The sequence below is a fragment of the Streptomyces sp. NBC_00442 genome (assembly GCF_036014195.1).
GTDB lineage: Bacteria > Actinomycetota > Actinomycetes > Streptomycetales > Streptomycetaceae > Streptomyces.
The window spans coordinates 6,638,028-6,658,141 of record NZ_CP107918.1 but is presented as its reverse complement, the minus strand read 5'-3'; the positions used below and the strand labels follow the sequence as shown (position 1 = coordinate 6,658,141).

Annotated in this window: 12 protein-coding genes and 2 rRNA genes; 8 read left to right on the top strand and 6 right to left on the bottom strand. The window is 68.2% G+C overall.

The window, feature by feature from the left end; genetic code table 11:
• Positions 1-67: 67 nt before the first annotated feature.
• Together OG432_RS29850 and OG432_RS29845 are read right to left on the bottom strand one after the other, a co-directional pair.
• Positions 68-3,192, bottom strand: a 23S ribosomal RNA gene (locus tag OG432_RS29850).
• Between the two features lie 279 nt (positions 3,193-3,471).
• Positions 3,472-4,997, bottom strand: a 16S ribosomal RNA gene (locus tag OG432_RS29845).
• Together the 16S and 23S rRNA genes form the textbook arrangement of a ribosomal RNA operon.
• A 676-nt stretch (positions 4,998-5,673) precedes the next feature.
• Between OG432_RS29845 and OG432_RS29840 the strand changes: the two genes are divergently transcribed.
• Positions 5,674-6,123, top strand: coding sequence for a PTS sugar transporter subunit IIA (locus tag OG432_RS29840; RefSeq protein WP_328314049.1), 450 nt, complete (start codon positions 5,674-5,676; stop codon positions 6,121-6,123).
• A gap of 80 nt (positions 6,124-6,203) precedes the next feature.
• Complete coding sequence (ptsP, locus tag OG432_RS29835) at positions 6,204-7,874, top strand: phosphoenolpyruvate--protein phosphotransferase (protein WP_328314048.1); 1,671 nt, start codon at positions 6,204-6,206, stop codon at positions 7,872-7,874.
• A gap of 151 nt (positions 7,875-8,025) precedes the next feature.
• On the opposite strand, the gene OG432_RS29830 is transcribed toward ptsP, so the two are convergent.
• Both OG432_RS29830 and OG432_RS29825 read right to left on the bottom strand, forming a co-directional pair.
• Entirely contained in the window at positions 8,026-8,910 is an 885-nt protein-coding gene (locus OG432_RS29830) for a hypothetical protein (protein WP_328314047.1), read from the bottom strand.
• Between the two features lie 24 nt (positions 8,911-8,934).
• Positions 8,935-10,209, bottom strand: coding sequence for an MFS transporter (locus tag OG432_RS29825; protein ID WP_328314046.1), 1,275 nt, complete (start codon positions 10,207-10,209; stop codon positions 8,935-8,937).
• A gap of 45 nt (positions 10,210-10,254) precedes the next feature.
• On the opposite strand from OG432_RS29825, the gene OG432_RS29820 reads away from it, so the two are divergent.
• On the top strand, positions 10,255-11,574 hold the full coding sequence (locus tag OG432_RS29820; RefSeq protein ID WP_328314045.1) for an aminotransferase class I/II-fold pyridoxal phosphate-dependent enzyme: 1,320 nt from the start codon (positions 10,255-10,257) through the stop codon (positions 11,572-11,574).
• Here OG432_RS29820 and OG432_RS29815 read toward each other — a convergent pair whose 3' ends face one another.
• The gene (locus OG432_RS29815) at positions 11,575-13,563 is read right to left on the bottom strand and encodes an acetoacetate--CoA ligase (RefSeq protein ID WP_328314044.1); all 1,989 of its coding nucleotides are present in this window, start codon (positions 13,561-13,563) and stop codon (positions 11,575-11,577) included. It lies immediately after the preceding gene.
• A gap of 218 nt (positions 13,564-13,781) precedes the next feature.
• Here OG432_RS29815 and OG432_RS29810 point away from each other — a divergent pair, with 218 nt between their 5' ends.
• Positions 13,782-16,136, top strand: coding sequence for a glycoside hydrolase family 31 protein (locus OG432_RS29810; protein WP_328314043.1), 2,355 nt, complete (start codon positions 13,782-13,784; stop codon positions 16,134-16,136).
• A 23-nt stretch (positions 16,137-16,159) separates the two neighbouring features.
• Here OG432_RS29810 and OG432_RS29805 read toward each other — a convergent pair whose 3' ends face one another.
• Positions 16,160-16,720, bottom strand: a complete 561-nt coding sequence (locus OG432_RS29805; RefSeq protein ID WP_328314042.1) for an NUDIX domain-containing protein — start codon at positions 16,718-16,720, stop codon at positions 16,160-16,162.
• Between the two features lie 148 nt (positions 16,721-16,868).
• Between OG432_RS29805 and OG432_RS29800 the strand changes: the two genes are divergently transcribed.
• From OG432_RS29800 to OG432_RS29785, 4 genes are all read left to right on the top strand, one after another.
• Positions 16,869-17,657 (top strand): M15 family metallopeptidase, encoded by a 789-nt coding sequence (locus OG432_RS29800; protein WP_328314041.1) that lies wholly within the window; start codon positions 16,869-16,871, stop codon positions 17,655-17,657.
• 199 nt (positions 17,658-17,856) lie between these two features.
• Positions 17,857-18,204 carry a DUF962 domain-containing protein gene (locus OG432_RS29795; protein ID WP_328314040.1) on the top strand — a complete coding sequence of 116 codons (348 nt, stop codon included), beginning with the start codon at positions 17,857-17,859 and terminating at the stop codon, positions 18,202-18,204.
• 145 nt (positions 18,205-18,349) lie between these two features.
• Positions 18,350-18,778 carry a Zn-ribbon domain-containing OB-fold protein gene (locus OG432_RS29790; protein WP_328315298.1) on the top strand — a complete coding sequence of 143 codons (429 nt, stop codon included), beginning with the start codon at positions 18,350-18,352 and terminating at the stop codon, positions 18,776-18,778.
• On the top strand, positions 18,775-19,965 hold the full coding sequence (locus tag OG432_RS29785) for a lipid-transfer protein (protein WP_328314039.1): 1,191 nt from the start codon (positions 18,775-18,777) through the stop codon (positions 19,963-19,965). Before OG432_RS29790 ends, OG432_RS29785 begins: the two co-directional genes overlap by 4 nt.
• Positions 19,966-20,114 lie beyond the last annotated feature (149 nt).

Genomic DNA, 20,114 nt, shown 5'->3' with positions numbered 1-20,114 from the left:
AGCACACACCCAAAGAGGCATGCGGGAGTTCATTGCTTCAGAACAAACACAGTGGACGCGAGCAACTGAGGACAAGCCCTCGGCCTATTAGTACCAGTCAGCTCCACCCGTTACCGGGCTTCCACATCTGGCCTATCAACCCAGTCGTCTACTGGGAGCCTTACCCTCTCAAGGAGGTGGGAACACTCATCTCGAAGCAGGCTTCCCGCTTAGATGCTTTCAGCGGTTATCCTTTCCGAACGTAGCCAACCAGCCATGCCCTTGGCAGGACAACTGGCACACCAGAGGTTCGTCCGTCCCGGTCCTCTCGTACTAGGGACAGCCCTTCTCAATGTTCCTGCGCGCGCAGCGGATAGGGACCGAACTGTCTCACGACGTTCTAAACCCAGCTCGCGTACCGCTTTAATGGGCGAACAGCCCAACCCTTGGGACCGACTCCAGCCCCAGGATGCGACGAGCCGACATCGAGGTGCCAAACCATCCCGTCGATATGGACTCTTGGGGAAGATCAGCCTGTTATCCCCGGGGTACCTTTTATCCGTTGAGCGACGGCGCTTCCACAAGCCACCGCCGGATCACTAGTCCCGACTTTCGTCCCTGCTCGACCCGTCGGTCTCACAGTCAAGCTCCCTTGTGCACTTACACTCAACACCTGATTGCCAACCAGGCTGAGGGAACCTTTGGGCGCCTCCGTTACTCTTTAGGAGGCAACCGCCCCAGTTAAACTACCCATCAGACACTGTCCCTGATCCGGATCACGGACCGAGGTTAGACATCCAGCACGACCAGAGTGGTATTTCAACGACGACTCCACAACCACTGGCGTGGCCGCTTCAAAGTCTCCCACCTATCCTACACAAGCCGAACCGAACACCAATATCAAACTGTAGTAAAGGTCCCGGGGTCTTTCCGTCCTGCTGCGCGAAACGAGCATCTTTACTCGTAGTGCAATTTCACCGGGCCTATGGTTGAGACAGTCGAGAAGTCGTTACGCCATTCGTGCAGGTCGGAACTTACCCGACAAGGAATTTCGCTACCTTAGGATGGTTATAGTTACCACCGCCGTTTACTGGCGCTTAAGTTCTCAGCTTCGCAACCCCGAAAGGTCACTAACCGGTCCCCTTAACGTTCCAGCACCGGGCAGGCGTCAGTCCGTATACATCGCCTTACGGCTTCGCACGGACCTGTGTTTTTAGTAAACAGTCGCTTCTCGCTGGTCTCTGCGGCCACCCCCAGCTCAGAGAGTAAATCTCATCACCGGTGATGGCCCCCCTTCTCCCGAAGTTACGGGGGCATTTTGCCGAGTTCCTTAACCATAGTTCACCCGAACGCCTCGGTATTCTCTACCTGACCACCTGAGTCGGTTTAGGGTACGGGCCGCCATGAAACTCGCTAGAGGCTTTTCTCGACAGCATAGGATCATCCACTTCACCACAATCGGCTCGGCATCAGGTCTCAGCCTTAATGTGCGACGGATTTGCCTACCGCACGGCCTACACCCTTACCCCGGGACAACCACCGCCCGGGTTGGACTACCTTCCTGCGTCACCCCATCGCTTACCTACTACCACCTTGGGTCAGCGGCTCCACCACTCCCCTCAACTCCGAAGAGATCAGGGCGGCTTCACGGCCTTAGCATTAATGGGCTCGATATTGGGCGTTTCAAAGCGGGTACCGGAATATCAACCGGTTGTCCATCGACTACGCCTGTCGGCCTCGCCTTAGGTCCCGACTTACCCTGGGCAGATCAGCTTGACCCAGGAACCCTTAGTCAATCGGCGCACACGTTTCTCACGTGTGTATCGCTACTCATGCCTGCATTCTCACTCGTGAACCGTCCACCACTAGCTTCCGCTGCAGCTTCACCCGGCACACGACGCTCCCCTACCCATCCATACAGGCGTTGGCCCTATGTGTATGAATGACACGACTTCGGCGGTACGCTTGAGCCCCGCTACATTGTCGGCGCGGAATCACTTGACCAGTGAGCTATTACGCACTCTTTCAAGGGTGGCTGCTTCTAAGCCAACCTCCTGGTTGTCTCTGCGACTCCACATCCTTTCCCACTTAGCGTACGCTTAGGGGCCTTAGTCGATGCTCTGGGCTGTTTCCCTCTCGACCATGGAGCTTATCCCCCACAGTCTCACTGCCGTGCTCTCACTTACCGGCATTCGGAGTTTGGCTAAGGTCAGTAACCCGGTAGGGCCCATCGCCTATCCAGTGCTCTACCTCCGGCAAGAAACACACGACGCTGCACCTAAATGCATTTCGGGGAGAACCAGCTATCACGGAGTTTGATTGGCCTTTCACCCCTAACCACAGGTCATCCCCCAGGTTTTCAACCCTGGTGGGTTCGGTCCTCCACGACCTCTTACAGCCGCTTCAACCTGCCCATGGCTAGATCACTCCGCTTCGGGTCTAGAGCGTGCAACTCAATCGCCCTGTTCGGACTCGCTTTCGCTACGGCTTCCCCACACGGGTTAACCTCGCTACACACCGCTAACTCGCAGGCTCATTCTTCAAAAGGCACGCAGTCACGACGCACTGAGTAAACTCAATGCGCGACGCTCCCACGGCTTGTAGGCACACGGTTTCAGGTACTATTTCACTCCGCTCCCGCGGTACTTTTCACCATTCCCTCACGGTACTATCCGCTATCGGTCACCAGGGAATATTTAGGCTTAGCGGGTGGTCCCGCCAGATTCACACGGGATTTCTCGGGCCCCGTGCTACTTGGGTGTCTCTCAAACGAGCCGTTGATGTTTCAGCTACGGGGGTCTTACCCTCTACGCCGGACCTTTCGCATGTCCTTCGCCTACACCAACGGTTTCTGACTCGCCTCACAGCCGGCAGACTGTGAAAGAGAGATCCCACAACCCCGCATGCGCAACCCCTGCCGGGTATCACACGCATACGGTTTGGCCTCATCCGGTTTCGCTCGCCACTACTCCCGGAATCACGGTTGTTTTCTCTTCCTGAGGGTACTGAGATGTTTCACTTCCCCTCGTTCCCTCCACATACCCTATGTGTTCAGGTATGGGTGACAGCCCATGACGACTGCCGGGTTTCCCCATTCGGAAACCCCCGGATCAAAGCCTGGTTGACGGCTCCCCGGGGACTATCGTGGCCTCCCACGTCCTTCATCGGTTCCTGGTGCCAAGGCATCCACCGTGCGCCCTTAAAAACTTGGCCACAGATGCTCGCGTCCACTGTGCAGTTCTCAAACAACGACCAACCACCCATCACCCCACCAGAACCTGGTGAGTGCACTGGGGCCGGCGACCGAAGACCAGCGGGCATAGCCCGTGCCTTCAGATACCCAACAGCGTGCCCGGCCCGACCGATTGACCCTTCACGTTCCACGCCGAAGCAGTACTAGTGAAAAACAACCTGTCGTGCCGAATAGTCAACGTTCCACCCATGAGCTGACCGTGCAGAACATTTGTCTGCAGACGGTGCTGTGCTCCTTAGAAAGGAGGTGATCCAGCCGCACCTTCCGGTACGGCTACCTTGTTACGACTTCGTCCCAATCGCCAGTCCCACCTTCGACAGCTCCCTCCCACAAGGGGTTGGGCCACCGGCTTCGGGTGTTACCGACTTTCGTGACGTGACGGGCGGTGTGTACAAGGCCCGGGAACGTATTCACCGCAGCAATGCTGATCTGCGATTACTAGCAACTCCGACTTCATGGGGTCGAGTTGCAGACCCCAATCCGAACTGAGACCGGCTTTTTGAGATTCGCTCCGCCTCGCGGCATCGCAGCTCTTTGTACCGGCCATTGTAGCACGTGTGCAGCCCAAGACATAAGGGGCATGATGACTTGACGTCGTCCCCACCTTCCTCCGAGTTGACCCCGGCAGTCTCCTGTGAGTCCCCATCACCCCGAAGGGCATGCTGGCAACACAGAACAAGGGTTGCGCTCGTTGCGGGACTTAACCCAACATCTCACGACACGAGCTGACGACAGCCATGCACCACCTGTATACCGACCACAAGGGGGGCACCATCTCTGATGCTTTCCGGTATATGTCAAGCCTTGGTAAGGTTCTTCGCGTTGCGTCGAATTAAGCCACATGCTCCGCTGCTTGTGCGGGCCCCCGTCAATTCCTTTGAGTTTTAGCCTTGCGGCCGTACTCCCCAGGCGGGGAACTTAATGCGTTAGCTGCGGCACCGACGACGTGGAATGTCGCCAACACCTAGTTCCCAACGTTTACGGCGTGGACTACCAGGGTATCTAATCCTGTTCGCTCCCCACGCTTTCGCTCCTCAGCGTCAGTAATGGCCCAGAGATCCGCCTTCGCCACCGGTGTTCCTCCTGATATCTGCGCATTTCACCGCTACACCAGGAATTCCGATCTCCCCTACCACACTCTAGCTAGCCCGTATCGAATGCAGACCCGGGGTTAAGCCCCGGGCTTTCACATCCGACGTGACAAGCCGCCTACGAGCTCTTTACGCCCAATAATTCCGGACAACGCTTGCGCCCTACGTATTACCGCGGCTGCTGGCACGTAGTTAGCCGGCGCTTCTTCTGCAGGTACCGTCACTTTCGCTTCTTCCCTGCTGAAAGAGGTTTACAACCCGAAGGCCGTCATCCCTCACGCGGCGTCGCTGCATCAGGCTTTCGCCCATTGTGCAATATTCCCCACTGCTGCCTCCCGTAGGAGTCTGGGCCGTGTCTCAGTCCCAGTGTGGCCGGTCGCCCTCTCAGGCCGGCTACCCGTCGTCGCCTTGGTAGGCCATTACCCCACCAACAAGCTGATAGGCCGCGGGCTCATCCTTCACCGCCGGAGCTTTTAACCCCTCAAAATGCTTTGAGGAGTGTTATCCGGTATTAGACCCCGTTTCCAGGGCTTGTCCCAGAGTGAAGGGCAGATTGCCCACGTGTTACTCACCCGTTCGCCACTAATCCACCCCGAAGGGCTTCATCGTTCGACTTGCATGTGTTAAGCACGCCGCCAGCGTTCGTCCTGAGCCAGGATCAAACTCTCCATGAATGTTTACCCGTAATCGGGTGCACACATCACGTAAGAGCGGGACGGAACCACCGGAATAAGGCGGCCCGTCCACAGCGTCCTCGCTGTGTAATCGCCTGCCGGCCACAAGGACCGACAGGACTTTTCAAAGGAACCTCGCTCCACCGAAATGGAGACGGGGTTGTCAATCTGGCGTTGACTTTTGGCACGCTGTTGAGTTCTCAAGGAACGGACGCTTCCTTTGTACTCACCCTCTCGGGCTTTCCTCCGGGCGCTTCCCTTCGGTATTTCGTGTTTCCAGCCTAGCAGATTCGATTTCTCGTTTCCGCCACCCGCTGGAGCGGGGATTTTCGCTTTTCGGCCTATTGGCTTTCCGGCGATTCAGACTCTAGCAAGTCTTTTCCGTGCTCCGGACCACCGTCTTCGCAGCATGCGCAGTCGGAAATCCGGGTTAGGATCGGGACTTGGTAGGTGCCGCCGACCGCCGAATCACAGTGTCGTGATGGGGTCAGGCAGGAGTACGACAGTACAGGCCACCGGGAGTCGAGGCAAATCGTTTCCGGTGCGCACCTAGGTCCGCCAACCAGTACCTGTCGTGCGGAACTAGGACTTCTTATGACTTACCCTTCTGAACAGTACGCCGTCCAGGACAGGTAGTGACGGCGACACTTGAAGCTCCGCCCCTGGGAGGCTCCCCATGACTAGCGTGACGTCCCCACTTGCCGGACAGGCCATCGGGCTTGCTGCAGTGCCCGACCCTGTTTTCTCCGGCGCGATGGTGGGCCCCGGCACCGCTATTGATCCCGTTCGTGAGCCGTCGGCGGCCGTGGCGCCCGTGGACGGCATCGTCGTGTCCCTGCACCCGCACGCCTTCGTCGTCGTGGACGGCCAAGGTCACGGTGTACTGACACACCTTGGGATCGACACCGTTCAGCTCAACGGCGAGGGCTTCGAGCTCCTCGTCAACAAGGGCGACACCGTGACGCGCGGCCAGGAAATCGTGCGCTGGGACCCGGCCGCCGTCGAGGCCGCCGGCAAGTCCCCCATTTGTCCCATCGTGGCACTTGAGGCCACCACCGACTCCCTCTCCGATGTCGTCGACAGCGGCGATGTGAAGGCCGGCGACGCGCTGTTCAGCTGGCAGTGACGAGTACGCCGTCGCGACGGCGTACTGGAGAGACAACAACGGCGGCGGCAGCGACCGCCGCGACTATCGGAGACGGTGAGATGGAGACAACGCTGCGAGGCGTCGGCGTGAGCCACGGTGTGGCGATCGGCGAGGTTCGGCACATGGGCACGGCGGTTCTCGAACCGCCTGCCAAGCAGATCCCGGCATCGGACCACGGGCGCGAACAGGGGCGCGCCCGCCAGGCCGTGGAAGCTGTGGCCGCCGACCTGATGGCGCGTGGCAATCTGGCCGGCGGTGAGGCGCAGGCCGTGCTCGAGGCCCAGGCGATGATCGCCCAGGACCCCGAGCTGATGTCCGACGTCGACCGGCGGATCGTCGTCGGAAGCACCGCGGAGCGCGCTGTCTACGACGCGTTCTCGCACTACCGCGAGCTGCTCGCGGGTGCCGGTGAGTACATGGCGGGCCGCGTCGCCGACCTCGACGACGTGCGGAACCGGATCGTGGCGCGCCTGCTGGGCGTGCCCATGCCGGGCGTGCCGGACAGTGACGAGCCGTACGTGCTCATCGCGCGCGATCTCGCGCCGGCCGACACGGCGCTTCTCGACCCGGCGCTGGTTCTCGGGTTCGTGACCGAGGAGGGTGGGCCCACCAGCCACAGCGCCATCCTGGCGCGGGCACTCGGTGTTCCCGCGATCGTGGCCCTGCCGGGCGCCGGTGAGCTGGCAGAAGGCACGCTGGTCGCCGTCGACGGCAGCACGGGTGAGATCTTCGTGGACCCGAGCGAGGAGAAGCGGGCCGAACTCGAGCGGTCCGCCGCCGAGCGGAGGGCAGCGCTGTCGGCTTCGTCCGGTCCGGGCGCGACGTCCGACGGGCACAAGGTTCCGCTGCTGGCCAACATCGGCGGTCCCGCCGATGTCCCGGCGGCGGTGGAAGCGGGCGCCGAGGGTGTCGGTCTGTTCCGCACCGAGTTCCTCTTCCTCGACGACTCCGCCAAGGCGCCGTCGGAGGACAAGCAGGTCGAGGCGTACCGCAAGGTGCTCGAGGCGTTCCCCGAGGGGCGTGTCGTGGTGCGAGTCCTGGATGCGGGCGCCGACAAGCCGCTCGACTTCCTGACCCCTGCCGATGAGCCCAACCCGGCGCTCGGCGTGCGTGGTCTGCGCTCGCTGCTCGACCACCCCGATGTGCTGCGTACGCAGTTGACCGCGCTGGCCAAGGCCGCCGAGGGTCTGCCGGTGTACCTCGAGGTCATGGCGCCGATGGTGGCCGACCGTACGGATGCCAAGGCTTTCGCCGACGCGTGCCGTGAGGCGGGGCTGCGGGCGAAGTTCGGCGCGATGGTGGAGATTCCCTCCGCCGCGCTGCGGGCCCGCTCGATCCTGCAGGAGGTCGAGTTCCTGTCGCTGGGCACCAACGACTTGGCGCAGTACGCCTTTGCGGCGGACCGTCAGGTGGGCGCGGTGTCCCGGCTCCAGGACCCGTGGCAGCCCGCTCTGCTCGACCTGATCGCCATGTCCGCCGAGGCCGCCAAGGCCGAGGGCAAGAGCTGTGGTGTGTGTGGTGAGGCCGCCTCCGATCCGCTGCTGGCGTGTGTCCTGACCGGTCTTGGTGTGACCAGCCTGTCGATGGGCGCCGCGTCCATTCCCTATGTGCGTTCCACGCTGGCGAAGCACACGCTGGCGCAGTGCGAGCGTGCGGCATCGGCGGCGCGTGCCGCGGACACCGCGGAGGATGCGCGCACGGCCGCGCAGGCGGTGCTGTCCGGCGAGTGACCGGGCGGTCGTGAGACCGGTCGGTGTGAGAGGGGCTTCCTGCCGCGGCGCGGCAGGGGCCCCTCTTCTGTGCCCGCCCCCTCTTCTGCGCTCCCTCTCCTTATCTCTCCTGATCTCTCTCCTGATCTCCCCTTCTGTTCTCTCCGTTCTCTCAGTGCCCGATGTCGGGCTGGTCGATGGGGAAGCCGGGCCGGTAGTCGACGTCCGGCTCGGGGGGCACGGGTTCGCCGGTCTCGGCGTCGGTGCAGTAGGCGCTGAAGACCTCGCCCGCGGTCAGCGGGTCGAGCCGGTCGTGCTGCAGGCGCCAGCCGTACAGGCGGTCCGGGACTCCCGGTTCGGTGGTGCGCAGGACCAGGCCGCCGGTGTTGTGCAGGGCGATGCCTGCTGCAAGGACGGTCACGAACTCCGCGGCGTCCGTCTCGTCGAGGTGGGCCGGGTCGAATCCGTCCCGGTGGGCGTGCAGGACGCTGATGAGCTGGTCCTGCTGGGCGGGGATGCTGCACACCAGGTGGTGGGTGCCGGGGCCGGCCGCTTCCAGGAGGCTCAGGAGCAGGTGGGAGGCCCGGTCGAAGGCGGCCCGCCCGATGTCCTGGCCGCATTCGGCGCACTCCCCCGCCTCTGCCAGGAGGAGAGTGGCGTACTCCCAAGTGGCTTTGCGGACGGCCTTGTTGATGAGCTGTGGGACGAGGCTGTCGATGGGCTGGCCCGCGTAGGCCACGCAGGCGCCGCCCGCCGCCAGTTCGGCCGTGAAGCGGGTGCGGCTGTCCGCCGTGTCCGGGTCGAGGCCCTGCGTCGTACAGAACTCGGTGAACTCGTCGGGGTCGAAGAGCGCGACCGTGGTGTGTGCGCCCTGGGCGGCGAGCGAGCGCAGCAGGCCTTCGACCTGGCGCAGGTAGGCGGTGTGGTCGTCGAAGGTGAAGGTTCGGTATCTCGTCATGGCCGTGAAGTCGTGCGCGTCGGCGATCAGGCCGACGGTGCCCGGCATTTCACGGCGGAGTGTGCGCCGGACGGCCCTGATGTGGTGCGTGTGCGCCATGTTTCCCCCTGAGCGCGGTGTCCATCAATGCTCACTCACCGTAACCGGCGCCACTGACAGTGGCGTTGGTCCGGAACGTGGCCGCACCAGGCGGTGCTGTGCCAGGCAGGTGGCTGCGATGACCGTGCCGAAGGCGATCCAGCCTGCGGGTCCGGTCGCGATGGCGGCGGTGACGGCGAGGGGGCCGATGCTGCGCTGGACGGACTGGGCGAGGCCGTGGACGCCGAGGTAGGCGCCTTGCGCGTGGTCGGGGGCGAGCGCGATGGACAGTTCCCAGGAGACGGTCGCGTGGATGATCTCGGCGAGGGTGAAGGCGGCGGTCGCGGCCACGAGGAAGGCGGTCGCGGGGCCGGCTCCGTGTGTGGCGGAGGCGGCGATCGTCACGCCCGCCGCCGCGAAGACCGCGGAGAGTGGGAGCAGCAGCCGGCGCGCGGCCGGGGTGGTGGTGCCGAATCGGGCGAGGGGCACTTGGAGGCCCACCACCATCACGTTGTTGATCACGAGGAGCAGCGGGACGAGGCCGTGCGGGGCGTCGGTGGCGTGCACGGTCCAGAGCGGGAGGCCGACCTTGAAGACCGCGTCGTCGAGGAAGAGCACGGTCTCGGTGAGCACGAAGGTCAGGTAGCGGTGGTCGCGCCAGGGGTTGGCGGCCCGTTGCTCGACCGCCGGGTCGCCGGACCTGGCGACGGTGCGCGACGGCGTCCGGGGCTCGGCGCAGAGCGCGGTGATGAGGGCGGAGCCGAGGAAGGACAGGGCGTTGCCGGCCAGCAGCCATTCGTAGGCGGAGGTGGAGCCGATGGCGAGGGCTCCCGCCGCGGCCAGGCCGCCGACGGCCCATCCCGCGTTGGCGACGGTCCGGCTGACGGCCTGGTAGCGGACGCGGTCGGTGCCCGCGATCCGGGCGGCGTACAGCTTGGTGAGGATGTTCGCGGAACGGTCGCCGAAGCTTGCCGCGGAGGCGAACAGGAGCAGCAGGACGAAGTGGTCGGTGGTCAGGAGCGCGAACGCCGCCAGGGCGCGCAGTACTTGGAGGCCGACGAGCACGCGGGTCAGGGGCAGCCGGTCGGCGATGCGCCCGCCGATGGGGGCGCCGGCGATGCCGACCGCTCCCGAGACGGCGACGAGGGTGCCGATCTGGGCGAGCGAGAGGCCGGCGACGTAGCTGAAGTAGAGGACGGAGACGGCCTCCCACAGTCCGCTGCCGGTCCGGTCGACGAAGGCGACGGAGAGCATGCGGCGGCCGTCGATGCCCCCTGGAATGCGTTCCCACAGTGCGGCCCGGTGGCGGCTCCAGTCCATTGCTCCCCCTTGACGAATTTTATGTACTGATACATAGTTTCCTACGTGGCAGCACAATATTCGATTTCAGGTACGACGGCCAAGGGCATTGCCGCGTCCGTCGAGCGCGCGGTCGCCGACGGCGGCCTCGGGCCGGGCGACGCGCTCCCTCCCGTACGGCGTCTGGCCGACGAGCTGGCGGTGAGCCCCGGCACGGTGGCCACGGCCTACAAAGAGCTGCGGCAGCGCGGTGTGGTGGTCACCCGGGGGCGCGGCGGCACGGTGGTCGCGGCGGCGCCCGCGGTCGCCTCGCGCCGACCGCCCAAGGTGCCGGACGGGCTGCGGGATCTGGCCGGCGGTCACCCCGACTTCGCGTTCCTGCCGGACCTGCCGGCCCTCGTCGCACCGTCGACAGGCCCCCGCTCGCACCGCTCCACGCCGCGACTGCCGCGCCTCGAGGAGCGGGTACGTGCCTGGTTCGACGAGGACGGAGTACCGTCCGGCTCCGTGACGTTCGCCCATGGCGCCCTCGACTGCATCGCGCGCCTGCTCGCCACGGAGCTGCGCCCCGGCGACGCGGTGGCCATGGAGGACCCCGGCTACCACCACCTGCTCGATCTGCTCCAGGCCATGGGCCTGCGCACCATCGCGGTCGCGGTGGACGACGAGGGCATGCGCCCCGAGGAGCTGCGCGATGCGCTGCGCGCCGGCGCGCGGGCCGTCGTGTGCAGCCCCCGCGCGCAGAATCCGTACGGCGGCCACTTCTCGGCGGCGCGGCGCGACGCGTTGGTCGACGTGCTGCGGCAGGCACCCGAGGTGTTCGTCATCGAGAACGACCACGCCGCCGAGATCGCGGGAGTGGAGCTCAACTCCCTTACGGAGGGCGGGCTTTCACGGTGGGCCCACGTACGGACCGTGACCAAGTACCTCGGCACGGACCTCCGATGGGCCGGCGCCGCGTGCGACCCGGTGACGCTGGCGCGGCACGACGGACGCCTCCTGCTCACCTCCGGATGGGTGAGCCATCTGCTGCAGGCCGCCGTCCTCTGCCTGTTGGACGATCCGTCGGCGCGGCTCCTGGTGGAGCGGGCCGAGGTCGCCTACGGGAAGCGGCGCGCGGCGTTCGTCGAGGAGCTCGCCCGGCGCGGGATCCCGGCGCACGGGGCGAGCGGGATGAACGTCTGGGTGCCGGTGCGCGACGAGTCGGCCGTCGTCAACGGGCTCCGCACGCGCGGCTGGTGGGTGGCGGCCGGCGCCCGCTTCCGCATGGCGGCGGCGCCCGGAGTGCGCGTCACCGTGGCCGGCCTTGAGACCGCGCGGGCCGCGCGGCTGGCCTCGGACTTCGCGGACGCGCTCGGCGAGTCCGAGGCCACCTACGGGGGCTGATCAGGCGCGCTTGCGGGCGATGTCCTCGTAGAAGCGCAGCAGGTCCAGATTGTCCACCGAGCCGGGGTTGACGGCCTTGTCGAGGGCCGCTCCTTGGAGGAGCCGCTTCACCGGCACCTCGATGCGCTTGCCGGTGAGGGTGTGCGGGACGCCGGGCGCCTCGATGATCTCGTCGGGGACGTGACGGGGCGAAAGCTGCTCCCGGATCGCCTGCTTGATCTTCGTACGGAGGGCGTCGTCCAGGGCGGCGCCCTCGGCGAGGTGGACGAACAGCGGCATCCAGTAGCCGCCGTCGGGCTCTTCGAGGCCGATGACGAGCGATTCGCGGATCTCCGGGAGCCGTTCGACGACCTCGTAGATGTCGGCCGAACCCATGCGCACGCCTTGGCGGTTGAGGGTGGAGTCGGAGCGGCCGTGAATGATCACCGAGCCGTGGTCGGTGAGGGTGATCCAGTCTCCGTGCCGCCACACGCCGGGGAACATGTCGAAGTAACTGTCGCGGTAGCGGCTGCCGTCGGGGTCGTTCCAGAAGCGGATCGGCATGGACGGCATGGGCTTGGTGACGACGAGCTCGCCGACCTCGCCGACGACGGGCCTGCCCTGCGCGTCCCAGGCCTGGAGGTCGGTGCCGAGGCAGGGGGCCTGGAGTTCGCCGATGTGCACGGGGAGCGTCGGGACCGCTCCGGCGAAGCAGGAGCAGACGTCGGTGCCGCCGCTGACCGAGGCGATCCACAGGTCCTCGCGCACCTCGTCGTGGAGCCAGCGGAACCCGTCGGGCGGCAGCGGCGAGCCGGTGGTCGCCACGCCCTTGACGCGGGACAGGTCGAAGTCGCGCCCCGGGTGCACCTCCGCCTTGCGGCAGGCCATCACGTACGCGGCCGACGTGCCGAACAGGGTGGCACCGGTGCGCTCCGCCACACCCCACTGGGCGCCGGTCCCGGGGTAGCCGGGGCTGCCGTCGTACAGGACGACGGTCGTGCCGGTCAGCAGGCCGGAGACGAGGAAGTTCCACATCATCCAGCCGGTTGAGGTGTACCAGAAGAAACGGTCCTCGGGGCCGAGGTCGCAGTGCAGTCCGAGCTGCTTGAAGTGTTCGAGCAGGATGCCGCCCTGGGACTGCACGATCGCCTTGGGCAGCCCCGTCGTGCCGGACGAGTAGAGCACCCACAAGGGGTGGCCGAAGGGCACCTGCTCGAAGACGGGTTCCGTCTCCCCGGCCGTGAGGGCGGACCATTCCAGGGTGCCTTCGGGCGCCGGTGTGCCGAGCAGCGGGATGTGCACGACGGCGCGCAGGGTGGGCAGCTCCCGGCGCAGCTCCGCGACGACCTCGGTGCGGTCGTGCTCCTTGCCGCCGTAGCGGTATCCGTCGACGGTGAACAGGACGACCGGCTCGACCTGCTGGAAGCGGTCCAGGACGCTGCGGGCGCCGAAGTCGGGTGCGCACGAGGTCCAGACGGCGCCGACGGCGGCCGATGCCAGGAACGCGATGACCGCCTGCGGCACGTTGGGCAGATAGCCGCTCACCCGGTCGCCCGGACGGACGCCGAGGGCGCGCAGCTCGGCCGCGAGCGAGCCGACCTGGCGGCGGAGCTCGGCCCAGCCGATCTCCACGGGCTCGTGGGTCTCGTCGACGTGCAGCAGCGCGGGAGCGCCGGCCCGCGCCGGGTCCTCGGCGGCGCGCAGCGCGTGTTCGGCGTAGTTCAGGGTGGCGCCCGGGAACCACTCGGCTCCCGGCATCGTTCGATCGGCAAGGACGGCTTCGTACGGGGAGGAGAAGCGGATGTCGAACCAGGCGGCGACGGCTTGCCAGAAGGTGTCGAGTTCGGTCACGGACCAGCGGTGGAGAGCCGGATATCCGCCTTCGGCCGGCGCTCCGTAGCGCTCGGCGGCCCAGGCCTGGAAGCGGGTGATCCGCGCGGCGGCGATGCGGTCGGAGTCCGGCTGCCACAGGGGCGCGGACTGCGGATCGGGGTTCGCTGCTGAGGTCATCGGTCGGCTCCCGGGCTGTAACGCGTGGTCTGCGTGTGTCCCGCACACACGCGAGGGGGTGTGCGCGTGAGGCGGCTGGAAGGGACGATGCCATGTGATCGTCTTCCGCACCAGGGTGTGCCACCCATAGTCGGGGGCTCGCACATATGGCGCCACCACAGGTGAACGGCAGCTGAACACACCGCGCCCGGAGCCGCCCGGGTGGCAGGGTGAGCTGCATGAACGGCGATGCCCTGGTGCGTTCGGTGAAGGCGGTCGGCTCGGTGCACGGGTTGCGGGCCTTGCGCTCGGCCCTCGTGCGGCGCCGCACGGACGCACGGGACCTGCCGGCGCGTGGCCCCGAGCGCGCCCGGGTGCCCGGCGCGGTCACGGACGCCGAGCCGCGTCCGGGTGGTGGCGTGGTGCGCTTCGCGCGTTCCGAGCTCCATGTACGGGTCACCGTGGGCGGCGCGGTGTTCTGGGGCTGGGACGGAGCGGAGCCCGAGCCGTCGTACGCCCTGGCCGGCCGGGCGCCGGAGCCCGACGCGCGGGCGGTCCTCGAACCGGACAAGGACGGCGGCTGGCGGGTGGTGTCCGAGCGCCTGACCGTGGTCGTCTCCCGGCACGGAGCGGTGGAGGTCTGCGCACCGGGCGGCGGGGTACTGCGGCGTGAGCTGCCGCCGCGCTGGTGGGAGCCGGTCGCCGGGGGGCGGGCCCGGTGGCTGCAACGGTCCGAAGTGCCCGCCGACGCACGGTTCTTCGGTCTTGGCGGCCGCTCCGGCGGACCGCGCCTCCGGGACGGTTCGTACCGCCTGTGGAACACCGACCCGGGGGGCGCTTTCGGGCCGGACGACGATCCGCTGTACATCACCATGCCCGTACAGCTGGTGGTCGCGGACGCGGGGACCCACCTCGCGTTCTACGACACCACCTGGGACGGCCGGGTGCTGCTGCGCGAAGGGGAGGAGGGCGCGGGCTCGGGGCACGACCGGCCGGGCGGGAGCGAGCTGCGCATGGAAGGGGGGCCGCTGCGGTGCTGGGTGGTGGTCGGCACCCCGGCCCGGGTTCTGCAGGGGTGGACGGCGCTGACCGGCGCTCCCGCCCTGCCGCCGTCCTGGGCCCTCGGCCCCCAGCACGCGCGCTGGGGGTTCGGCAGCGAGCATGAGGTGCGGCGGATCGCCGCCGGGTACGCCGAGCGCGCCCTGCCGCTGTCCGCGCTCCATCTCGACATCGACCACCTCGATGCCCACCAGGTCTTCACCGTCGACCGGCGTGCCTTCCCGGCCCTGCCGAGGCTCGCCGGTGACCTGGCGAGGAAGGGTGTGCGGCTGGTCTCCATCGTCGACCCCGCGGTCCGGGCGGAGCGCGGGAACCCGGTGTACGAGGGCGGCCTCGCCGCCGGGGCCTTCGTCAAGGACGGCCGGGGGCGCGAGGTGCGGGGCCAGGTGTGGCCCGGGGAGTGCGCCTATCCGGACTTCACGGATCCCCACGCGCGCGCCTGGTGGGGCGGGCTCTACCAGGAGCGGCTCGACCAGGGGTTCGCCGGGGTGTGGCACGACATGAACGAGCCGGTGTCCTTCGCGCCCTTCGGGGACCCGACGCTGCCCAGGTCGGCGCGCCACCACCTGGAGGGCCACGGCGGCGATCACCGCGAGGCCCACAATGTGTACGGGCTCTCGATGGCACGGGCCGGTTACGACGGGCTGTGCCGGCTGCGGCCGGAACAGCGGCCCTTCCTCTTCTCGCGTTCGGGCTGGGCCGGGATGCAGCGCTACGGCGGCGCCTGGTCGGGCGATGTGTCGACCGGCTGGCCCGGCCTGCGCGCCTCGCTCTCGCTGGTCATCGGCCTCGGGCTGTGCGGGGTGCCGTACTCGGGGCCCGATGTGGGCGGCTTCACCGGCACCCCCTCGCCCGAGCTGTATCTGCGCTGGTTCCAGCTCGGCGCCTGGCTGCCGCTGTTCCGTACGCACTCCGCGAAGTGGGCGGGGCGGCGCGAGCCCTGGGAGTTCGGCCCCGCGGTCCTCGAAGCGGCGCGGGCGGCGCTGGCCGAACGAAGCCGGCTGCACCCGTACTTCGAGACGCTGGCCCAGCTGGCCCTGATGACCGGCGCCCCCTATGTGCGCCCGCTGTGGTGGGGCGCGCCGGCCGACCGGGCGCTGCGCGCGTGCGAGGACGCCTTCCTGCTTGGCGACGCGCTGCTCGTGGCCCCCGTTTTCGAGCGCGGCGCGGACCGGCGGGCGGTGCGGCTGCCGCGCGGGCGCTGGTACGACACCGCGACGGGTGAGGCGCACGAAGGGCCCGGTCAGGTCCTGTTGGACGCTCCCCTCTCCCGGATCCCCGTCCTTGCGCGGGCGGGCTCGGTGATTCCGGTGCGGGGTGCGGACGGAGGGCTGGAGCTGGAGGTGTGGGCTCCGGCTGCCGGCCGCACCGGAGGTGGCTTGGTGGTGCGGGACACGGGGGACGGCTGGGAGCCGGCGACGGTGGAGCGGTTCGCGACCCGGGTCGCCGACGGCCGTGTGGTGGTGGAGCGGGTCCCGGGCGGCGCGGACGACGAGGTCGGGCTCCCGGTGCGGGTGCGCGGGGCGGCGCGCTGAACCGCCGTCGGCCGCGCGGCGGCTCAGCCGGCCGGCCCGTCGCCCCGGCCCTCGCCGTAGGCCCCCGCGAACCATCGGCGGACCGCCCACGTATGCAGGGGGAAGGTCAACTCGGCGGGTTCGCGCAGCAGTTCCCAGCCCTCGCTCTCGTCGGTCGGCAGCGGGGGCGGCAGTGCGTCGGCCGGGCGCGCGGGCAGGAGCCCGAACAGCAGCAGGTGCTGGGGCGAGCTCAGGGCGTCCGCGAGGCGTACCTCTTCGGCCGGCACCTCGATGCCGGTCTCCTCCCGGAGTTCGCGCACCACCGCGCTCTGCCAGGACTCGCCGTGGTCGATGAAGCCGCCGGGCAGCGCGCGGCCGCCGCGCTGCGGCTCGATGGTGCGGGTGATGACGATCAGACCGCCTCCGCGCGCGTCGGTGACCGGCAGCAGCGCGACGGCGACGGGGAGCGGGTTGCGGTAGGCGGTCGTGCCGCACGCCGTACAGGAGCGCGGCCAGCCGCCCGGCGCGTCGGACGAGGTGCCGTACGGGGTCCCGCACGCACCGCAGTGGGAATCCGGGCGGGGCTGTTTCGGGGTGGCGGTCACGCGCGGACTCTAATCGATCGCCCTTTGCCGTGGGCGAGTTGACCTGATAGAGGGTGCGTACATGACACGATCTACAGAACCGGGCGGGCGACCCGAACAACCAGGGCGTCCCGAACGATCGGCCACCGCGCCTCGGGCGGCCGTCCGCATGCTGCGCCGGCTGGGCGTCTGCGCCGTCGCGCTGCTCGCGGTCACCGCGCTCGCCCCCGCCGCGCGGGCCGTGCCCCGGCCGAGGGCGCCGGGCGCGTTCGTGGCGCTGAGTTCCGTCGATCCCACGATCATCCAGGAGATGCGGTACATCACCCCGCACGACTTCGTGGGCGAACCGGTCGACGGCTATCGGCAGCCGCTGTGCATCCTGACCCGGCCCGCCGCGCAGGCGCTGCACCGGGCCCAGGTGGGGCTGTTGCGCCGGGGCTACTCCCTGAAGGTGTACGACTGTTACCGGCCGCAGCGGGCCGTCGATCACTTCGTGCGCTGGGCGAAGGATCTCGACGACGAGCGGATGAAGGCGGAGTTCTATCCGCGGGTCGACAAGTCGAGACTGTTCGCCGACGGTTACATCGCCGAGAAGTCCGGGCACAGCCGGGGCAGCACCATGGACCTGACGATCGTCAAGCTGCCCGCCCTGCCCACCCGGCCCTATCACCCGGGCGACCCGCTGGTGCCGTGCTACGCGCCGCGCGGCGAACGCTTCCCGGACAACTCCGTCGACATGGGCACCGGGTTCGACTGCTTCGACACCCTGGCGCACACCGACGACCCCCGCGTCCAGGGCGCCCAGCGGGCGAACCGGCAGTTCCTCAAGAGTTCGCTGGAGGCGCAGGGCTTCGTCAATCTGCCCGAGGAGTGGTGGCACTTCACCTACCAGCCGGAGCGCTTCCCCGACACCTACTTCGACTTCCCCGTGGCATGGCGGTCCGTGGCCGGGCACTGACAGCCGATGAATTCCGCTTCGTCGCGATGCCTAGGCGAATGACCTCGTCATGTCCGTCACGAGAGATCTCGCCCCTGGTTCCGGATGAAACCGGAGCGGGTGTCCGGGGCCACCCCCGTGGGTCCCGGACACCCGCTCTGTCCTCTCGGACGCGAAGCAGCCGTATCCGGTTCTCCGCCGAGCCATTAGGTTCGGCCGCATGACGCAACCTACGTTCGAGTCGTACGAGGAGTTCTGGCCCTACTACGTGGCGATGCACTCCAGGGCCGCCACCCGCTGGGTGCATCTGACGGGCACCCTCACGGGGCTCGCCATCGGGGCCTACGGGCTCGCGCGCGGGCGCAAGCGGTACGCCCTGGCCCTGCCGCTCCTCGGGTACGGGACGGCGTGGCCGGCGCACTGGTTCATCGAGAAGAACAACCCCGCCAGCTTCGGGCACCCCGCCTGGTCGCTGCGGGGCGACCGGCAGATGATCCGGATGATGCTGGCCGGGCGCGACCGCGAGCTGGGAGAGATCGCCGCCAAGTGGCTCGCCGCCCATCACTGATCGAAGCGGCTCCCCGCCGATCACTGATCAAGGACCGGCACCCGACCGCCCCTCCCCAACCCCGGTCGCCCGTGGCAGACTTCTGACGTTCCGTCAGAAACCTGTGCCGGGAGGGGCCTTGACCGACGCACGTACCCGCACGCCCGTGGTCGCGGGCTGGTTCACGGATGCGCAGGGGCAGGACTTCCGGCTGCTCGGCACCCGGTGCACCGCCTGCGCATCCGTCTTCTTCCCGCGGGAGGACTCCTTCTGCCGCAATCCCGCCTGCACGGGCGGCGAGCTGGCGGAGGTCCCCCTGTCCCGGCGGGGCCGGGTGTGGTCGTACACCGACGGCCGCTACCGTCCCCCGTCCCCCTATGTGTCCGACCCCCATGTGGCGTGGGAGCCCTCCCTTCTCGTCGCCGTCGAGCTGGCGGCCGAGCGGATGGTGGTGCTCGGCCAGGCGGCGCCCGGCGTCGGCATCGCCGATCTCGCGGTCGGGATGGAAGTCGAGGTCGTGCCCGGCGTGCTCAACGAGGACTCCGGAACCGTCTGGACGACCTGGCACTGGCGGCCCGTGGGGGTGGCGGCATGAGCGGCGACATCGCGGTCCTGGGTGCGGGGATGCACCCGTGGGGCAAGTGGGGACGCAGCTTCGTGGAGTACGGGACCGTCGCCGCGCGGGCGGCGCTCGCCGACGCCGGGATCGACTGGACGGACGTCGACTCGGTGGTCGGCGCGGACACCGTGCGCGGCGGCTACCCCGGATACGTGGCGGGCGCGACCTTCGCGCAGGCGCTCGGCTGGCAGGGCGCACGGGTCACCAGCGTGTACGCGGCCTGCGCCTCCGGCGCCCAGGCGGTCGGGGCGGCGCGGGCCCAGATCCTGGCCCAGCTGGCCGACGTGGTCCTCGTGGTGGGGGCCGACGCCGCCCCCAAGGGGTTCTTCGCCCCGGCCGGCGGCGAGCGTCCCGACGACCCGGACTGGTTGCGGTTCCGGGTGCTCGGCGCGACCAATCCCGCCTACTTCGGCCTGTACGCCCGGCGCCGGATGGCCCTGTACGGCGATACGCCGGCCGACTTCGCGCGGGTCAAGGTGAAGAACGCGGCGGCCGGCGCACTGAACCCGAACGCCCGCTACCGCAAGGCGGTCAGCGCCGAGGAGGTCGCCGCCTCGGCCGTGGTCGCCGACCCCCTGCGTCTGCTCGACATCTGCGCCACATCGGACGGCGCGGCGGCGCTCGTGCTCACCAGCATGGACTTCGCCCGTCGGCACGGCGTCGCCGACCCGGTCCGCATCCGCGCGGTCTCGACGGTGAGCCCCACCTACCCCAAGGCGGTCCTCGACCTGCCCGACATCGCGACGGACTCGGCGGCCGCCGTGGAGCCCTCGCCACACTCCTTCCGGGCGTCCATCGCCCGAGCCGCCTACGAAGAGGCCGGCATCGGGCCCGAAGAGCTGTCGCTGGCCGAGGTGTACGACCTGTCCACAGCGCTGGAACTGGAGTGGTACGAGGACCTCGGGCTCTGCGGCACGGGCGAGGGGGCGGGGCTCGTACGGGACGGGGCGACCTCGCTCTCGGGGCGGATCCCGGTCAACACCAGCGGCGGCCTCGCATCGTTCGGAGAGGCCGTACCGGCCCAGGCCATTGCCCAAGTCTGCGAGCTCACCTGGCAGTTGAGAGGATCGGCGGGCGCCCGGCAGGTGGCGGGGGCCCGGGTGGGGATCACCGCGAACCAGGGGCTGTTCGGGCACGGCTCGGCCGTGGTGGCGGTGCACTGAGGGGCACGGCGGGGCACGGCGGGCCACGGCGGCGACACCCTCGGCGCAGCCGCCGTGGGGTGGCCGCAACAGCCTTTGCGGCACGGCATCTTGACGGTCCGTCACCGCAGGAGAACACTTCCCGTTACCTCTCGGCACCGCCGTCCCAC

Coding starts and splice junctions, on each gene's coding strand:
- OG432_RS29840 (WP_328314049.1), top strand. CDS start 5,674: ATGACTAGCGTGACGTCCCCACTTGCCGGACAGGCCATCGGGCTTGCT.
- ptsP (WP_328314048.1), top strand. CDS start 6,204: ATGGAGACAACGCTGCGAGGCGTCGGCGTGAGCCACGGTGTGGCGATC.
- OG432_RS29830 (WP_328314047.1), bottom strand. CDS start 8,910: ATGGCGCACACGCACCACATCAGGGCCGTCCGGCGCACACTCCGCCGT.
- OG432_RS29825 (WP_328314046.1), bottom strand. CDS start 10,209: ATGGACTGGAGCCGCCACCGGGCCGCACTGTGGGAACGCATTCCAGGG.
- OG432_RS29815 (WP_328314044.1), bottom strand. CDS start 13,563: ATGACCTCAGCAGCGAACCCCGATCCGCAGTCCGCGCCCCTGTGGCAG.
- OG432_RS29810 (WP_328314043.1), top strand. CDS start 13,782: ATGAACGGCGATGCCCTGGTGCGTTCGGTGAAGGCGGTCGGCTCGGTG.
- OG432_RS29800 (WP_328314041.1), top strand. CDS start 16,869: ATGCTGCGCCGGCTGGGCGTCTGCGCCGTCGCGCTGCTCGCGGTCACC.
- OG432_RS29795 (WP_328314040.1), top strand. CDS start 17,857: ATGACGCAACCTACGTTCGAGTCGTACGAGGAGTTCTGGCCCTACTAC.
- OG432_RS29785 (WP_328314039.1), top strand. CDS start 18,775: ATGAGCGGCGACATCGCGGTCCTGGGTGCGGGGATGCACCCGTGGGGC.